The organism is Acinetobacter sp. (assembly GCF_050285345.1).
GTDB lineage: Bacteria > Pseudomonadota > Gammaproteobacteria > Pseudomonadales > Moraxellaceae > Acinetobacter.
The window spans coordinates 1-16,326 of sequence record NZ_JBLZXR010000151.1; the positions used below are offsets into that span (position 1 = coordinate 1).

General features: G+C 43.1%; 16 protein-coding genes and 1 pseudogene. 6 read left to right on the forward strand and 11 right to left on the reverse strand.

Translation table 11 applies throughout. From position 1 onward, the window contains the following. Window positions 1-194: 194 nt before the first annotated feature. A complete protein-coding gene (gene lptG, locus ACN6OV_RS13145) occupies window positions 195-1,265 on the reverse strand; it encodes an LPS export ABC transporter permease LptG (RefSeq protein ID WP_427953641.1) in 1,071 nt (356 codons plus the stop codon). Between the two features lie 2 nt (window positions 1,266-1,267). Then, window positions 1,268-2,368 carry an LPS export ABC transporter permease LptF gene (gene lptF / locus ACN6OV_RS13150; protein WP_427953643.1) on the reverse strand — a complete coding sequence of 367 codons (1,101 nt, stop codon included), beginning with the start codon at window positions 2,366-2,368 and terminating at the stop codon, window positions 1,268-1,270. A 159-nt stretch (window positions 2,369-2,527) separates the two neighbouring features. On the opposite strand from lptF, the gene ACN6OV_RS13155 reads away from it, so the two are divergent. The 4 genes from ACN6OV_RS13155 (at window position 2,528) to ACN6OV_RS13170 (ending at window position 5,412) form a co-directional block, all read left to right on the forward strand. Continuing rightward, window positions 2,528-3,976, forward strand: coding sequence for a leucyl aminopeptidase (locus ACN6OV_RS13155; protein ID WP_427953645.1), 1,449 nt, complete (start codon window positions 2,528-2,530; stop codon window positions 3,974-3,976). Continuing rightward, complete coding sequence (locus tag ACN6OV_RS13160) at window positions 3,969-4,376, forward strand: DNA polymerase III subunit chi (protein ID WP_427953647.1); 408 nt, start codon at window positions 3,969-3,971, stop codon at window positions 4,374-4,376. The genes ACN6OV_RS13155 and ACN6OV_RS13160 overlap by 8 nt, the downstream gene beginning before the upstream one ends. Window positions 4,377-4,415: 39 nt before the next feature. Then, window positions 4,416-5,051 carry a cell division protein BlhA gene (gene blhA, locus ACN6OV_RS13165; RefSeq protein WP_427953649.1) on the forward strand — a complete coding sequence of 212 codons (636 nt, stop codon included), beginning with the start codon at window positions 4,416-4,418 and terminating at the stop codon, window positions 5,049-5,051. Window positions 5,052-5,193: 142 nt separating this feature from the next. Further along, entirely contained in the window at window positions 5,194-5,412 is a 219-nt protein-coding gene (locus ACN6OV_RS13170) for a hypothetical protein (RefSeq protein ID WP_427953651.1), read from the forward strand. 51 nt (window positions 5,413-5,463) lie between these two features. Here ACN6OV_RS13170 and ACN6OV_RS13175 read toward each other — a convergent pair whose 3' ends face one another. The 7 genes from ACN6OV_RS13175 to glnK form a co-directional block, all read right to left on the reverse strand. Next, the gene (locus ACN6OV_RS13175; RefSeq protein WP_427953653.1) at window positions 5,464-6,009 is read right to left on the reverse strand and encodes a VTT domain-containing protein; all 546 of its coding nucleotides are present in this window, start codon (window positions 6,007-6,009) and stop codon (window positions 5,464-5,466) included. Between the two features lie 112 nt (window positions 6,010-6,121). Continuing rightward, window positions 6,122-6,781 carry a riboflavin synthase gene (locus ACN6OV_RS13180; protein WP_427953655.1) on the reverse strand — a complete coding sequence of 220 codons (660 nt, stop codon included), beginning with the start codon at window positions 6,779-6,781 and terminating at the stop codon, window positions 6,122-6,124. Between the two features lie 31 nt (window positions 6,782-6,812). Beyond that, window positions 6,813-8,105: a DNA adenine methylase gene (locus ACN6OV_RS13185; protein WP_427953657.1), complete on the reverse strand. Its 1,293-nt coding sequence runs from the start codon at window positions 8,103-8,105 to the stop codon at window positions 6,813-6,815. Continuing rightward, complete coding sequence (ribD, locus tag ACN6OV_RS13190) at window positions 8,102-9,181, reverse strand: bifunctional diaminohydroxyphosphoribosylaminopyrimidine deaminase/5-amino-6-(5-phosphoribosylamino)uracil reductase RibD (protein ID WP_427953669.1); 1,080 nt, start codon at window positions 9,179-9,181, stop codon at window positions 8,102-8,104. The genes ACN6OV_RS13185 and ribD overlap by 4 nt, the downstream gene beginning before the upstream one ends. 59 nt (window positions 9,182-9,240) lie before the next feature. After that, complete coding sequence (gene nrdR / locus ACN6OV_RS13195) at window positions 9,241-9,699, reverse strand: transcriptional regulator NrdR (protein ID WP_427953671.1); 459 nt, start codon at window positions 9,697-9,699, stop codon at window positions 9,241-9,243. A gap of 140 nt (window positions 9,700-9,839) precedes the next feature. After that, complete coding sequence (locus tag ACN6OV_RS13200; RefSeq protein WP_427953659.1) at window positions 9,840-11,243, reverse strand: ammonium transporter; 1,404 nt, start codon at window positions 11,241-11,243, stop codon at window positions 9,840-9,842. A 61-nt stretch (window positions 11,244-11,304) separates the two neighbouring features. Continuing rightward, on the reverse strand, window positions 11,305-11,643 hold the full coding sequence (gene glnK, locus ACN6OV_RS13205; RefSeq protein WP_427953661.1) for a P-II family nitrogen regulator: 339 nt from the start codon (window positions 11,641-11,643) through the stop codon (window positions 11,305-11,307). A gap of 275 nt (window positions 11,644-11,918) precedes the next feature. Between glnK and ACN6OV_RS13210 the strand changes: the two genes are divergently transcribed. Continuing rightward, on the forward strand, window positions 11,919-12,140 hold the full coding sequence (locus tag ACN6OV_RS13210; RefSeq protein WP_427953663.1) for an accessory factor UbiK family protein: 222 nt from the start codon (window positions 11,919-11,921) through the stop codon (window positions 12,138-12,140). Between the two features lie 72 nt (window positions 12,141-12,212). Next, window positions 12,213-13,704, forward strand: a pseudogene (locus tag ACN6OV_RS13215) (YifB family Mg chelatase-like AAA ATPase). A gap of 61 nt (window positions 13,705-13,765) precedes the next feature. Here the strand turns inward: ACN6OV_RS13215 and ACN6OV_RS13220 are convergent. Together ACN6OV_RS13220 and ACN6OV_RS13225 are read right to left on the reverse strand one after the other, a co-directional pair. Next, window positions 13,766-14,497 carry a TorF family putative porin gene (locus ACN6OV_RS13220; protein ID WP_427953665.1) on the reverse strand — a complete coding sequence of 244 codons (732 nt, stop codon included), beginning with the start codon at window positions 14,495-14,497 and terminating at the stop codon, window positions 13,766-13,768. 401 nt (window positions 14,498-14,898) lie between these two features. Further along, window positions 14,899-15,666, reverse strand: coding sequence for a TorF family putative porin (locus ACN6OV_RS13225; protein ID WP_427953667.1), 768 nt, complete (start codon window positions 15,664-15,666; stop codon window positions 14,899-14,901). Between the last annotated feature and the right edge of the window lie 660 nt (window positions 15,667-16,326).

Sequence of the window (16,326 nt, forward strand, 5' to 3'; positions counted from 1 at the left end):
GCTTCGCGATGACCCACACCATCCATAATTACCAATACGTGAGGGATTTTGCCAGCAGTTGCATCCGTCATAATGAACACTCTTTTCGTTTATAAATGAATCATCATATCTTACCGAAAATTCGGTGAAGACTCTATCTGACAAGCATGGTTAATCTCGGTTGTCAGTATTGTTTTACTCAATTTTATGCTGACTTAACGGGCACGATGCAGTAAATAACCACCCGCAGCAAACATGAAAATAATCGGGATAAAGACAAACCACGCCGGTGATGGTGAATATACCAAGCTCGCATAGCCGAGGAAATCTTGTAAATAATAGAAGCCCAGCCCCGCAAATAACGCGATCACTAAGCGGAAGCCCATCGACTGTTGACGTAGCGGTCCAAAAATAAAGGAACAGGCGATCACCACCAGTGCAATGAGGGCAAATGGCGAGCCGAGCTTTTGCCAGAACGCCAACTGATAGGTTTTCGGCACTTGGCTATATTCATGCATATAGCTCATAAAACTCACCAATTGACTTGGAGAAAGATCTTCTGGGTCAATGGTGACCATATGCACATATTTAGGCTGCAACGCTAAAGATAAAGGCTGTTCAGGATTATGCTTTTTAACCGCATCGCCCGTGCTTAATAAATCAATTTGGGTAGAGTTATTCAGCGACCAAGCACCTTCTTTAACAAAGTTACCTTGCTCGGCATCTAAGGTGCCACGCAAACGATAATTTTCATCAAAATCGATCACTTGCACATCTTTGAGCTGCCCTTTTGAGTTGGCATAATCAATATAAATAAAACGTTGACCTTCACGTGACCAATAGCCTTTGACTTCACCTAGCTCTGCTGCGCTACGATGGCTTTTGATACTTTTTGCTTGTTCATTGGTATAAGGGATGACCCATTCACTCAAGGCAAAAGACAAGACCACCAAAATGAGCGCAGAACGAATCACCCAGCCAACGATACGCCATAAGCTAATGCCTGCGGAGCGCATTACAATCAATTCACTGTTGGATGCTAATGCACCCAAGCCCAATACCGCACCAATTAATGCGGAAATCGGTAAAATTTCATACAGATAATTCGGTGCGCCCCACAACACATATTGCAATGCATTCCACGCGTTATATCCTTCTTTCAGCGAGCCTAATTCACCCAAATAAGTGAATAGGACTTGTAAACCAGCCAATACAGCCGTCGCGCCTAGCATTGCTAGTGCGGTGGTCTTGGTCACATGTTTTGCAACTATACGACGTGCCAACATTATTAAGACCTCACTCGCTGAATTTGTTTCTTAATTTTCGGTGCCAATTTTTGTTTACGTGAAAATAAAGCAGCTGCAATCGCGTAAATCACCAGAACCAGTGGATAAGCCCCTATGCCCATCTCATCTTTACTGATTCGGGTTTTGATTGCCATTAACGCCACAATTAAGCTGGCAAAGATTAATAAAGCAGGAAAAAGTTTCAAGTAACGCCCTTGACGTGGACTAACCTCAGACAGCGCAGTAGCCAATAATAGCGCCACAAAAATGGCAAAAGGCACAAAAATCCGCCAACCTAATTCACTGACCACCACGGGATCATGACGGTTATCCCAAAGTTTTGAGGTCGGCAGTGCCTCTACTTCAGTACTTTCAAATTTGGCTTCTTTGTCGCTTTCTAAACGTAGACGATAGCTTTGGAATTCAGCTTGACTATAACGCGGTTGACCCGGATAAATTTCGTAACGACGCCCTTCGACCAAATCCACCACATTGGCAGTGTCATTGGGCACTTCGATACGCGTTGCCTCTTTGGCCAAAATCATCACATCAGGCTTACCTGCTTTTTCAGCACGCTGATAGAAGAAAATATCTTTTAAATTCTTACGGTCTTCGGACAGATCACCAGCATAAATGGTATAAGGCCCTGAAGAAATAAATTCTTTGGGGCGCACCAGATCAAATCCAGTACGTACTGCCTGCGTGGTGGTTAAGGCTTCAAACTGACGGATTCCCCATGGCGATGCCCACAGCATTAGGAATGCCTGCACTGCCATAAAAACCACTGTCATGGGAATCAATAAGCGAGACAATTGGTTACGACTTACGCCACTGCCATTTAGCACCGCCATTTCATGGTCAACATATAGGCGACCAAACACCAACATTAAACCGATAAAAAAACCCAGTGGAAGAATTAAGGTTAAAAACTCAGGCAAACGATAGCCAATAATGCTGAATAAAATACTCGCATCTAATCGACCTTGCGCTGCGACACCAAAGTACTTGATCAAACGACCACCCATCATGATCAAGGTCAATAAGGCAATCACAACCAGTGATGTCGACACCACTTGCTTGACCAGATAACGCCGAATAATCAAATTAATTCTTCCAAAAATAGGGCAAATAAAAACTAGCGTTAGTTTACCCGAATGTTAAAAATATAAAACCTATACTCTTGTTGTGCATTGAAACTCTATTCAGATAAATGTTTCAATGGTTTAATGGTTGATAAATTTAAAAAGGCATGAATATCGCACATGAAACTTTCTATTAATACGTCATTCCAAGCGAATACGTCTAGCCAATATTTGTTGATATTAGTAGATTCTGAGCAGGTTCAAAATGCAGCTACCGCTTACCAAATCAATGATTTAGACAACTACATCGAAGCAACTCAATTTAAAGCCGCACTCAATGAAAGCCTGCCACTGGTCGGTACCGTTACCGCTTGTCGCAATAGCGCGCTGTTAGGACTCGGTAAAGTATCGGAATTACAGGTCGCTAAATTTGCAAAAATTGCACAAAGCATTATTAAAGCGTCACAAAAAAAATTCCAACAGATCAGTGTTGATATCTCTGCCCTGCCGCAAGAACAACATTATTTATTTGCTCTGAGCTTGACGCAAGCTGCGTATGCCTTTGATGAATACAAATCAAAGAAAAATGAATTTGTTTTAGAACAAGTGCATTTAATTGCAACGGATACCACTTTAACATCTGCGCAACTTGAGCTGATTAGCGCAGTACAATCAGGTCAACGTTTTACCCGTGACTTGGGCAACCGTCCGGGCAATATTTGCTTCCCTGAATATTTGGCTGAACAAGCGCAAGCTTTGGCAGCAGAATTCCCTGAACAGCTCAAAGTGACTGTACTGGATGAGCAGCAAATGGCGGATCTCGGTATGGGCGCTTTCCTTGCTGTCAGTAAAGGTTCAGACCGTCCAGGCCGTATCATTATCCTTGAATATTTATCTAAGCGTGAAGAAGCGCCTGTTGTACTTGTAGGTAAAGGCGTGACTTTTGATACTGGCGGTATTTCATTGAAACCGGGCGCAGGCATGGATGAAATGAAATACGACATGTGTGGGTCTGCTTCAGTCCTTGGAACAATCCGTGCACTGTGTGAAGCCAATTTACCAATTCATGTGGTAGGTGCGATTGCAGCTGCGGAAAATATGCCATCCGGTCACGCAACCCGCCCAGGTGATATTGTCACCACCATGAGCGGCCAAACAGTTGAAATTTTAAATACTGATGCAGAAGGTCGTTTAGTACTGTGTGACACATTGACTTACGTCAAACGCTTTAACCCTGCCCTCGTGATTGATATTGCAACATTAACCGGTGCATGCGTGGTGGCATTGGGTTCTATACTGACTGGAATGTTTACCCCAGATGATGAACTGGCAGCAGAATTAACCACTGCGGGTCAAAACAGTTTTGACCGTGTATGGCGCATGCCTGTGATTGAAGACTATCAAGAGCAGTTGGATTCACCTTTTGCGGATATTGCTAACATCGGTGGCCCAAAAGCCGGTTCTGTAACCGCAGCTTGCTTCTTGCAACGCTTCACACGTGACTACCGTTGGGCACATTTAGACATTGCTGGTACCGCATGGAATTCAGGCACCCATAAAGGCGCTACAGGTCGTCCAGTACCATTATTGATGCAATTCTTGGCGAATCGTGCACAAGCGAATGGCTAAAGTTAGCTTTTATTTATTTGAAAAAAGTCCAGAACGGCAAGTCGAAAGTGCTTGCCGTTTATGCCGTAAAATTCTGCGTCAGCCTGAGCGTATTTGGCTCTATTGTGCTGATGCAGCGTTACAGCAACAATTAGATGAACGCCTGTGGAGCTTTGATGCCACAGGTTTCATTCCACATGGTATTGATCAAAATGACGCAACGGTCTGTATCTCTGCTCAATTGCCTGAACAATCCGATTGGATTGTCTTTAATTTTAACCAAGCAGCACTTGATCAGTACGCCAATTTTCGTCACATTATCGAAATTATTGAAAATAACGAAGCCGCCAAAATTATTGGCCGTGAAAAATATAAACAATATCGACGTTTGGGCATTCAACCGCAAACCCATAAACTTTAAGTTGATGTTGATTCCACACCTTACGCAAGGAGATACACCATGGCATTAAATGTAGGTCCCGATTTTAAACAGCGCTGGTTAAATGTGCCAGAAGCTGTCCGTCAGACCTTTATTGATGACCTTGGTCGTGTTTGCGATGTGCTTAATCCAAGCACCGATATTCAGCAATGGTTGAGTGACGATCAGAAACAACAGCAAGCTTCATTTGAAAAAATTGAAACTGCTTATGCTGATTTAAAGGCTCAACTGATTGAAGATGCTCGAATTCGTAAGCAACTTGCCCTAGAAAAAGCCCTCGAAGAAAAACGTGCAGCCGAACAGGCGTATGCAGAGCAGCTCAAACGTGATGAAGAAATGCGTTTTGCTGCGCAAACCCAAGCCTTAGCCATGATGCAACACAATCTTGATCGTGAAGTGCAAAATTATGCTGCGCGCTATCATAAAAACCCAGAAACTGGGTTGGCTGGATTGTCGGCAAATTTATCGGTGGATGTAGGCCAAATGTTATCCGAACTGGAAAGTGTTCGTGTGCGTTTAGAACTGGAAGCTGAGACCCAGATTGAACATGCGGTGCAGGATTTCCGTGAAAAATTAAAAATCGCAGCCAAAGAAGAGATTGATTATATTTTAGAAAATTCAAATTTTTCAGCCCATCCCCCTGAACATTTTGAATAATTATTCGAATAATCCTCCCCTTTCATTTTCCCGCCTGTCATTAAACTGACATCTTTCTGCAACATGATGTTCACATTGCTCAAGAGGTATGCATGCAACTTGGGCAAACATAAAACATTATGCATCCAGACGGGACTGAAAAATGGACATCATCCACCAGATTACTCAGAAAATATCCGCTTTAGCTGCTGGCGAGCAATGGGATATCAGTGCCAAAAAACTTTGGCTCAGCCATTCCGATTTTCACAGTATTTCCGTCTATTTAAGCCGAGAATCTGAAAAAGGGGAATTCTCGATCAACTTACCGACCAATACCGCCTCTTCTCATCCATTTGATGTGGTGACAGTGACCAAACACTAATGCAGTGACCATAAAAAGCCTCATCTTGAGGCTTTTTTATTTCTTAAATTCTCAGACTAAGTCCACCACTGCGGACACGGTATGGCCGAGGAAAAAACCAATCCCCAATAAAACCGCAATCCAAATCAGACCACCCAAGATGTTATAGAGCATAAATACGCCCAAGTTCATATGTGCCGAACCTGCTGCAAAGGGTGCAAAAGAGCGCACAAATGGAACAAAACGTGCCACTAAAATAGTTTTACCGCCATGTTTCATAAAGTATTTATTGGTTTTTACCAAATACTCAGGCTTGAAATAACGGGTATGTTTATTGAAATACTTAATGCCCAGCACACGACCGGTATAATAATTAACTAAATAACCGAGTACAGAGGCGACAAATAACATAATGCCCATGGTATGCAGATGAATCACACTGGTGGTTGAACACAATGCGCCAATCGCGATCAGCAAACTGTCACCCGGCAGGAAAAATAAGAAGACCGAACCTGTCTCAGCAAAGATCACTAAAAACAAAATGGCATAAATCCATACGCCATAGTTGTCCAACAACATGGGCAACCACTGTTCCAGATTCATTAAAAAATCAATCATTGTCACCTGTCTGATTATTCATCGTATTTGCACTACTGCGATGCATTATCTCCAAAAATAAAAAAACAGTCTAATTTTTCAATCAGACTGTTGGGTTCTACCTGCTTTAAACTTATTTTAAGAAACCATTTTCAGCGAGAAAATCCATGCTGATTTTCGATTGCTGCGTGGTTTCTGCGGCTTTATCACCTAGTAGTAAACGCTCAATATAGCGTGCCAATACATCGACCTCTAAGTTGACGCGTGTACCAGCTTTCCATGTGCCAATATTGGTTCGCTCAGCCGTATGCGGAATCAAATTCAAACTTAAAATATTGCCCCGTAAATGATTGATGGTCAGGCTAATCCCATCTACCGTCACTGAGCCTTTCTCGGCCAAATAACGGGCAATTTCTTTCGGTGCAGTCACTTCAAAATAGATTGAACGCGCATCTAAACGTACCACAGTAATTTCACCCACGGCATCGACATGCCCACTGACAATATGTCCACCAAAGCGCGTGGTCGGCAACATGGCCTTTTCCACATTCACCGCTTGCCCTGCTTTCCAATGCTCGAGCGTAGTTCGGTTTAAACTTTCACGCGACACATCGGCGGCATACCAGTTGCTACCAAAATCAATCACAGTCAGGCAAATACCATTGGTGGCAATTGAATCCCCCAAATGCACATCCGACATATCAAGATCAGTTTGAATGCGTAAGCGTACATCCCCACCGACATTTTGAATGCTTTCAACTTTGCCTAAACTTTCAATAATGCCTGTAAACATAGTGAATCCCTAGAGAATGGAGAGGTATTTTTTACCACAAATCAAGTTGCGTACTGACACCCGAAGTATCCACACCACCGAGTTCAGCAAAATGGTGTAATTGACTCAACAGCTGACGAATTGGTGGACCTGATTTGGCGTGGGTATCGGTAATCACAATAAATTCGAGTACGCGTGCACGCTCAGACTGACGTTGTTTGCTCACGCGATAACGTGGCACATCTTGGGTCAATAACGTCACACGACCACGTTTTAAGTTGGCTTGTAACAAATCTGTGGCGCTGATATTACCATCGGTAGAATAACTGGTCAGAATATAACGTGCATTGATGGTTTCTAATAATTTTTCATAAGCTTCTTGGGCATGCTTGGAAGAATTATAAGGACTCGGGCGTTCTTTACGCCATGCTCGGTCAATCCCACTCTTAAAGCCTTTAGTGTCTGGAGTCGGTAAGTCGACTTGATCCCATAAAGTTAAAGCATTTAAGACATGATAATTACTACTATAAGCATGCTGATTATACGGTGGATCAAGATAGGCCACATCCACTTCAAAACTGCTCATCTGATTGGCCAGATGCTGTGCATCAACACACCACATTTCTGCTGCAGGAAGTTTTAGATCACCAACTTCGCAAAAACGGCTTGGGCTTAACCACAGCAATGAACCGATACGGTCCAACGCCGCTTGGGTCTTACCACCCCAACCATGGTGGAAGCTTTTAAATACCCCACTGGTGTTGCTGACGAAACTGGCTGAATATAACAGCGGTGCCAATAAAGCACTCATTTCCACATCATCAATCGCACCCTGCGCCTGCCACGTGGCAATTTGCTGGCGAATTGCATCAATACGCATACCATTACGGCGTTTAAAGAACAACCGGTCACGCGCAGGATCATAAATTTCGTCATTACGTGGACACAAGTTATGTGTCACCCAACCTTTAACTTCAGGTAAACGGTTGAGATAATCAATGGCTTTTTGATAACCACCTAACTCTTTAAATGCGGGAGCTTCCCGGCACGAGAGAATCGCGCTGTTTAACGCATGGCTATAAGGTTCCCAGTCATTGGCAATCACACGATAACCATTTTGCCGAGCTAAACGCGATACCACCCCAGAACCGGCAAAGAAATCCGCAAAAATAGGCGCACGACCATCTTCACGTTTTAAGGTTCCCGTTTGCTCAAGTGCTTCTAAAATCAGATGTAACAAACGGCGTTTGTTGCCCAGATAGGGAACCAACTGATGGAAAAGATATTCGTCTGTGGTACGAGCCGCATGACGACGTTTGTGATAAACCGTAGACTCTGGATTCATAGCGTCTCTTGAGAAGGGATTAACCTTAAGCGAATGTCATCACCCATTTGGGTCACGTCTTTCAACTTAAATCGAAGCTGCTCCGCCATGCGGTCAAATTCCGCATTAAACATTGCACGAGCTGACCGACCCAATAGCGTCGGTGCAACATAACTGATCATTTCATCGACCAATTGTTCTTGTAGGAACGCGGTGGATAAAGTCGCACCCGCTTCCACCAACACATCATAAATTTGATGCTGTTGGACCAATATTTTTAATAGATCAGCCAAAGGCTGAACCTCAAATTGTAGCACGCCCAAGTCGGCCAACTCCTGACGATAAGGTCCCATGACCATTACCGTTGCAGGCTGTTGTAGTAATTTTGCTGTTAAAGGCAAGCGACCTTGGCGATCGAGGACGATGCGTTTGGGCTGCACAATCGTATCGATATTTTCCACACCATCAAGCTTACGGACATTCAGTTGGCAGTTATCGGCCAATACAGTTTCAATGCCCGTGATCACTACACCTGAAATGGCACGCCAATGCTGCACATCTTGGCGAGCAAGACCGCCAGTAATCCATTTTGACTCACCCGAGGCCATTGCCGTACGACCATCCAAACTCGATGCCACTTTTAAACGAACATAAGGCATACCGGTTGCCATGGCTTTCAAGAAGCCTGAGTTCAATTGATGGGCATCCGCTTCACAGACACCACTGATCACTTCAATGCCTGCATCACGCAAGATTTGCATGCCTTTACCGGCCACCAAGGGATTGGGATCCGGACAAGCAACCACCACTTTTGACACGCCAGCGTCGACCAGACCTTTGGCACATGGCGGTGTCCGACCAAAATGTGCACAAGGTTCCAACGTCACATAGGCTGTTGCTCTACGCGCTGCTTCACCCGCGGCGCGCATAGCAAATACTTCCGCATGCGGTTGCCCTGCTTTGGGATGAAAGCCTTCACCAACTAACTGTCCATCTTTCACAATGACACAGCCTACATTGGGGTTTGGCCGTGTGGAATACTGTCCATGACGTGCCAGTCGAATGGCCTGCTGCATCCATTGCTGATGCTGCTGCATAGACACGTGATCTGACTCAGACATGGATGAACTCTTTATAAAAATCAAGATGATGTAAATTAATGTTCACGTTGCTGCATTTGTTCAATTTGACGACGGAAGGCTTCAACGTCTTGGAAATCCTGATACACCGAAGCAAAACGTACATAAGCCACATGGTCCAAGGCAAACAGTGCTTGCATGACAATTTCGCCAATGGTTCGCGACTTCACATCACGCTCACCCAAACGGCGAATTTGCAGCTGAATATCGCTCAAAACGGTTTCAATCTGCTCTTGCGTCACTGGTCGTTTTTGCAAAGCATGCATTAAGGAACGGCGAAGTTTGGCTTCATCGAAAGGCTCACTTTTAGCACCTGACTTAATGACACGAGGCATCACCACTTCATAACTTTCAAAGGTAGTAAAACGTTCACCGCAACTAATACATTCACGGCGGCGGCGAATCTGACAGCCCTCAGCAGCAAGACGTGAATCAATCACTTTACTGTCTTCAGCGTTGCAAAATGGACAATGCATAGTGGTTAAATTGAACAAATCCTAACGGATTTAGAGTGTAGCAAAATTTTTTAAATTTGTAGAGCTTTACGCTAGATATAGAAAAAAAACAGCCCTTTTGGGCTGTTTTACACAATATATTGATTATTGCTATGAAATAATTATTCGATACGTTCGCCATGTTGGCTTAAATCCAGCCCCATGCGTTCGTCATCGGTTGCAACGCGGATACCCATCACCAGATCAATCACTTTCAAGATAATGAAGGTTAACAGTGCAGAGTACGCCACTGTAGCAAGCACTCCTTCCACTTGCACCCACAATTGCTGCATTACATTCGTCGGTGCCTTATCACCCATGATAAATTCACTTGCAAAGAATGCCGTCAGAATCGCACCGACAATACCGCCCACACCATGCAGGCCAAAAGCATCTAAAGAATCGTCGGCTTTGAGCGCACGTTTTAACGCAGTAATTCCCCAGAAACACACCACCCCTCCAATCAGCCCCATGGCCAATGCGCCACTAACTGTAACAAAACCTGCTGCTGGCGTGATCACCACAAGACCGGCAACTGCACCCGAAGCACCACCGAGTACCGATGCTTTACCACGAACTACTTTTTCAGTGATTAACCAAGCTACGGCTGCGGCCGCTGCGGCAACTTGAGTAACCACAAGGGCATAACCTGCTGAACCATTTGCACCCAATGCAGAACCACCATTAAAACCGAACCAGCCGACCCAGACCAAACTTGCACCAATCACAGTTAAAGTTAGGTTATGCGGCGCCATCGATTCGCGGCCAAGTCCCATACGTTTACCCAACATGTAAGCTGCAACTAGACCTGCAACACCCGAGTTAATGTGAACGACTGTACCACCGGCAAAGTCTAGTGCACCATCGTGACCTAACCAACCGCCACCCCAGACCCAATGGGTGATCGGTGCATAAACCACAATGCTCCAAATAGTAATAAATGCAACAAAGGCACTAAATTTCATTCGCTCTGCAACAGAACCACTAATAATAGCAACAGTAATAATGGCGAAGGTCATTTGAAAAATAACAAAGAGAATTTCAGGAATTGTGCCCATTAAAGCATCTGGTGTAATCCCAGACAGCATGAACTTGTCGAGACTCCCAATAAAGGCATTACCTTCACCAAAAGCCAAGCTATAACCAACAGTCACCCAAGTGAGGCTCACTATACCTGCCGCGACAAAGCTATGCGCCATGGTACTTAACACGTTTTTTTTACGTACCATACCGCCGTAAAATAGTGCTAAGCCCGGAATGGTCATAAGTAAAACAAGTGCAGTCGACACCAGAATCCATGCCGTATCACCGGTATCTAGTTGTGCTTGTTGTTCTGTCGATTCTGGTGTTGTTTCGGCTGGCGCAGGCACTGCGATAGCTTCAGTAGAATTGAGTGTTGCGGTTTCGTTTGCAGTATCCACTACAGTGGCAGCTGCTGTGGGTACTGTTGCGGCTTCTTCAGCCCACGCAACAGAACCACCTAGAAGTGCACTGGACAAGCCGAGTGCAATTAACATTTTTTTCATTCGTATCCCCCGACCTGATTTTCTGAGTTATTCGTTACCCAGCAAACTTTATGCCAATTTCTTAAACGGCATCAGCACCTGTTTCACCAGTACGGATACGGATGACTTGTTCCAGATTGCTTACAAAAATTTTCCCATCACCAATTTTTCCAGTGCTTGCAACACGAGTAATTGATTCGATAACGGTATCTACCAGTTCGTCACTGATTGCGATTTCGATTTTTACTTTCGGTAAGAAATCAACCACATATTCAGCGCCACGATAAAGTTCAGTATGACCTTTCTGACGACCAAAGCCTTTAACTTCAGTTACAGTGATCCCTTGAACACCATTCTCAGAGAGTGCTTCACGCACATCATCCAATTTAAAAGGTTTTACAATTGCAGTTACGAGCTTCATGTTTGTTTTCCTTCGGCGGTTTTCACCTGTAAGGTTTTATGTTCAATTTTCATGCCAAAATCACTAAAGTCGGGGGAAAATAGTTCAACAGGCATGAGATATCCTTATCCCTATTTTATACGGATATTCTTATGGATGCTTAGAAATATAGACGTTTTTATAAGAAGATTTACGATATTACCTATCGAGTAAACCCATATTTAAACTAAAGTACTATGGTCTCGGATAAGGCGATGCTAAACTGCTGCCACCAATTTACTTCCATGGTGAATAGAATGATTGAAACCTTATTACAGGCGATATTAGAACAAGTCGATCAGCCTAAAAAAGATTTAGAACATAACCTGCGCAGCTTACTCAATGAAGTCGTTAGCAAGATGGATCTTGTTTCTAAAGAGGAAATTGAACGCCAACGCACCGCACTGAATAATGCCAATTTGCGCCTCAATGAATTATTGAAACATATCGACGAACTCGAACAAAAAATTCAGAAATAAAAATAAGCACCTTTTTAGTGCAACAAAAGACGCATAACGATTAAAAATAATGCACCATAACGGAACAATAAGATGTCTTTTGCAAAAATTTATACGCGGGGGTTGCTCGGCCTACACGCACCCCAAATTGAAGTTGAAGTTCATGTCAGCCAAGGTCTGCCTTCTCTGACCATTGTCGGACTTGCCGAAGCTGCTGTACGCGAAAGTAAAGATCGTGTCCGCTCTGCCATTATCAATAGTGGATTTCAATTTCCAACCAAACGCCTGACCATCAATCTTGCCCCTGCTGACCTGCCTAAAGATGGCTCAAGGCTGGATTTGCCGATTGCACTGGGTATTTTGATTGCTTCAGGTCAACTTCCAGAAAATGCTGGCGATGGCTTAGAGTTTATTGGTGAACTCGCGCTCGATGGCTATCTGCGACCGGTGAATGGTATTTTGAGTATCGCTATTGCCTGCCAACAAGCAGGACATCGCTTAATTTTACCGGAACACAATGCAGATGAAGCGGCTCAACTCTCGGATTTTCAAGTCTTTCCGGCACGGCATTTAAAAGAGGTCTGTGCACATTTAAGTCAAACCACATCGATTCATGCACATGCCACTAAGTCTTCCTCTGCTACACCTGCCTATAACTTTGATTTATCAGACGTAAAAGGTCAGCTTCGCCCTAGACGTGCCTTGGAAATTGCCGCTGCCGGTGGACATTCCCTGCTGTTTCGAGGGCCACCTGGTACAGGTAAGACCCTGCTTGCCTCTCGATTAGCCAGTATTCTGCCACCCCTCAATATGGAAGAAAATCTAGAAGTGGCCAGTATTTATTCCATTTCCGGTGCGCAGCATCATTTTGGTCAACGCCCATTTCGTGCCCCCACATCATACTGCTTCTGCGATTGCCTTAGTCGGTGGTGGTTCAAATCCCAAGCCGGGGGAAATTACTTTGGCCCATTTAGGGGTGTTATTTTTGGACGAACTGCCTGAATTTGACCGAAAAGTCTTAGAAGTCTTACGACAACCACTTGGGTCCAAAAAAATTGTGATCTCGCGCGCCTCACGTCAAATCACTTTCCCTGCGAATTTTCAATTGATCGCGGCAATGAATCCTTGCCCGTGCGGTTATGCATTTAATCAAGATAGCCGCTGTCAATGCAGTGCAGAAAGTATTAAGCGTTATCAGAACCGAATCTCGGGCCCACTTTTAGATCGGATCGATTTACATATTGATGTGCCGCCCTTAGCAGCGCATGAATTACAAAGCACCCATAGCGCCGAAAGTTCAAGTATGGTGCGTGAACGTGTGGTTTCGGCCTATGCCCTGCAAATGCACAGACAGCAACGCCCCAATATGGCCCTGACACCAACGCAGTTGGAACAACATTCGATTTTGGATGAGACCGCGCAAAATATTATGCAGTTGGCTCAACAACGGATGAACTTATCTGCGCGTGCCTATCATCGCGTCTTACGGGTTGCACGGACGATTGCCGATTTAGCACAAAGTGAACAGATCAATGCACAGCATATTTCTGAGGCTCTATCTTATCGTTGCAATATGAATCCATAAGCTGTTCGTACTCCACAAAAAATGGCGACCTTGAGTCGCCATTTTTGCAATGAGTTATAAATTAGAATCCATATTTCAAACCGAATACGACCTTATTTTTTTGCTTTTCATCCATGCGGTCATAGCCGCCTAAAATATAGTCCATACTCACACTGGCACCTGTATCTCCCAATGGATGGCTTAGACCTGCGGTAAAATGACGAAAACCAAAGTCTTCAGTCGTCTCAACAAATTCATCGTCATCACCATAAGCATATAGACCCAGTGAGGTATTTAAACTGAAGTCTCTTGGCAGAGCATAACTATAGCTCCCTAAAATATAGGTATCACCTTTATTACCCCACGTTGTATTTTGGGTCAGGGTTTGTGCTGTTAGACTGAAGTCCTTGTAATTCAAACCGAGTAAAGTTTCAAAGCCATCTGAATCGACATCAGATTCATAATAGTAATAATAAGTACCACCAAGGGTATAAGCTAAATCTTCGGTAATTTTACCGTGATAACCTGCATAGAAATCATTTTCAAAAGAATCACGGCCTTCATTGCCCAAAGCATAATCCAGTGTAGAACCCCAGTAACCTGCATAGAAACCTGAAGCATGGCTGTAGTCTAATCCTCCTTGAATCGTCGCACGGCTATTTTCAGGCACATTGGTGATCCCACGTAAGTTATAGCTCGAAAATACACCGATATTTCCCGATACAGTATGTTCAGAAGCTGGAGCATCTGCCAAAGTAAAAGTTGATGCCGCACCTAGTACAGCCAGAGATAAAGCCTTCAGTGCTAATTTCATGATTGGTTCCCCTCACATCGTGCAACGACGTATTTTTGATTATTTCGTTTAACTCAATGAGGTAATAGCAAGCGCTATGCCAAAGTTTAAAAATCGTGCTGATTTTTTATTTTATAACACTAAATACAATTAAAATATTTATCTAAGTTTTTATTTAATATCATTATTTATTTTTAATTCGCATTCGATCCATATTTTCAAATTGTGTTATTGGCAATTTTTCATTTCACACGCTAAATCATGAATCGATCAAACCGCAGATGTCACAGAATTAAAAAGTGCGCCGTTTTGAGTATGTTTTTTCAGTAACGCCATTCAATATGCATAAAAAAAGTGCACAATTTTTATTGTACACTTTGGATACTTAGCATGCTGTGATCCTGTTTTTCAGGATCGTTATTTTAGAATGAATAGGTCAAACCGACGACCACATTATCATCCATATGTTCGCCTTCACGGTTTTTGCCGCCCCAAACATAGTCTGTAGAAAACTCAATCCCAGTATCTGCAATCGGTTTACTCAAGCCTACGCGTGCTTCGGTAAAGACAAAATCTTCAGTCGTAGTCAGCAAGCTATCATCACGACCGTCATTAAATACAGAAAATCCCACAGAGGTATTCAGTGATACGTCATATGGTAAAGCGTAGCGATGAGCAGCATTTAAGTACACATCGCCCGCATTGCCATAATCGGCATCGGACAATAAGACACTCATACCGACACGAAGATCTTTATACATGACATCATGGATAAAATCGACACCCGTAGTGCGACGTTTTTCAGAACGATCCTCATTATAAACCGAACCGCCACCTTGATAGACATAGGCCATGATTTGAGATTTATAACTCCAATCCTCATTTAATTCACGACCATAACCTACATAAAAATCATGTTCAAAACCATGCGATTGCGTCTCATCTGTCGGGTCATAATTCAGCATTGAACCCCAGTAACCTGCAAATACGCCACTATTATGTGCATATTCCAAACCGGCTTGAACTGCAGGCTTATCATTTTCTTCACTGCCACGGTAAACATATTTATTCACAACGCCTAAACTGCCTGACCATACGCCAGCGTCCGCTGCTACTTGTTCGGCAAATGCAGAAACAGTTCCTAACGATACTAAAGCGGCTAAAATGGCTTTTGGATAAAATTGACTCATGCTTTGTCCCCGCATCAAATCTAGATCAGATCTGGCTTCGTGAAAAAAATTAGCGCCGATTTTAAGCATTTTTACATCTGTGTATAGCTTTTTTAGAATATTTTTAAACTTTTTTTGATTTTAATCATATAAAACAATGGTATTTTTATAAAAAATAGTAAAAAACAAGTTTTTGATTTATAAAATATATTTTTAAATATTTACCCAAAAATATTGAAGTTCATCTTTAAATTAATATGACTGATCACGTTTTATATAAGTGAATATTATTGGAAGTTTAACGGTTCTATACCTCACACTATCTATGGCTAAATTTGACTGCATAGATCAAGAAAATTTCCGCTAATCGTGATGAATCTACGACTAATCTATGCCAGAGTACGCAGATCAAACATAAAACATCTAATTCTATTTCAATCAGCGATTCATTATTGACTGATTTATCAAATGATTACTAATTATTCAAATACTAATCTTTACTCTTGTTTATACTTTTTTATGATAAGTAAAAACTGAATTTTCTTTAGTTTAAAATATACTCAAAATAAATAAACTATCCTTTATACAACAATCATATAGCGAAATTGACATCCTCACCTCCCTTAAACGGAGGTGATTCCTACAGCTAGACGCTTATGCCCAAGCGCAAGAATGTTCATG

Excerpts from the sequence above, each read along its gene's own strand:
- lptG (WP_427953641.1), bottom strand. The coding sequence starts at position 1,265 with ATGTTGGCACGTCGTATAGTTGCAAAACATGTGACCAAGACCACCGCA.
- ACN6OV_RS13155 (WP_427953645.1), top strand. The coding sequence starts at position 2,528 with ATGAAACTTTCTATTAATACGTCATTCCAAGCGAATACGTCTAGCCAA.
- ACN6OV_RS13160 (WP_427953647.1), top strand. The coding sequence starts at position 3,969 with ATGGCTAAAGTTAGCTTTTATTTATTTGAAAAAAGTCCAGAACGGCAA.
- blhA (WP_427953649.1), top strand. The coding sequence starts at position 4,416 with ATGGCATTAAATGTAGGTCCCGATTTTAAACAGCGCTGGTTAAATGTG.
- ACN6OV_RS13170 (WP_427953651.1), top strand. The coding sequence starts at position 5,194 with ATGGACATCATCCACCAGATTACTCAGAAAATATCCGCTTTAGCTGCT.
- ACN6OV_RS13175 (WP_427953653.1), bottom strand. The coding sequence starts at position 6,009 with ATGATTGATTTTTTAATGAATCTGGAACAGTGGTTGCCCATGTTGTTG.
- ACN6OV_RS13180 (WP_427953655.1), bottom strand. The coding sequence starts at position 6,781 with ATGTTTACAGGCATTATTGAAAGTTTAGGCAAAGTTGAAAGCATTCAA.
- ACN6OV_RS13185 (WP_427953657.1), bottom strand. The coding sequence starts at position 8,105 with ATGAATCCAGAGTCTACGGTTTATCACAAACGTCGTCATGCGGCTCGT.
- ribD (WP_427953669.1), bottom strand. The coding sequence starts at position 9,181 with ATGCAGCAGCATCAGCAATGGATGCAGCAGGCCATTCGACTGGCACGT.
- nrdR (WP_427953671.1), bottom strand. The coding sequence starts at position 9,699 with ATGCATTGTCCATTTTGCAACGCTGAAGACAGTAAAGTGATTGATTCA.
- ACN6OV_RS13200 (WP_427953659.1), bottom strand. The coding sequence starts at position 11,243 with ATGAAAAAAATGTTAATTGCACTCGGCTTGTCCAGTGCACTTCTAGGT.
- glnK (WP_427953661.1), bottom strand. The coding sequence starts at position 11,643 with ATGAAGCTCGTAACTGCAATTGTAAAACCTTTTAAATTGGATGATGTG.
- ACN6OV_RS13210 (WP_427953663.1), top strand. The coding sequence starts at position 11,919 with ATGATTGAAACCTTATTACAGGCGATATTAGAACAAGTCGATCAGCCT.
- ACN6OV_RS13220 (WP_427953665.1), bottom strand. The coding sequence starts at position 14,497 with ATGAAATTAGCACTGAAGGCTTTATCTCTGGCTGTACTAGGTGCGGCA.
- ACN6OV_RS13225 (WP_427953667.1), bottom strand. The coding sequence starts at position 15,666 with ATGAGTCAATTTTATCCAAAAGCCATTTTAGCCGCTTTAGTATCGTTA.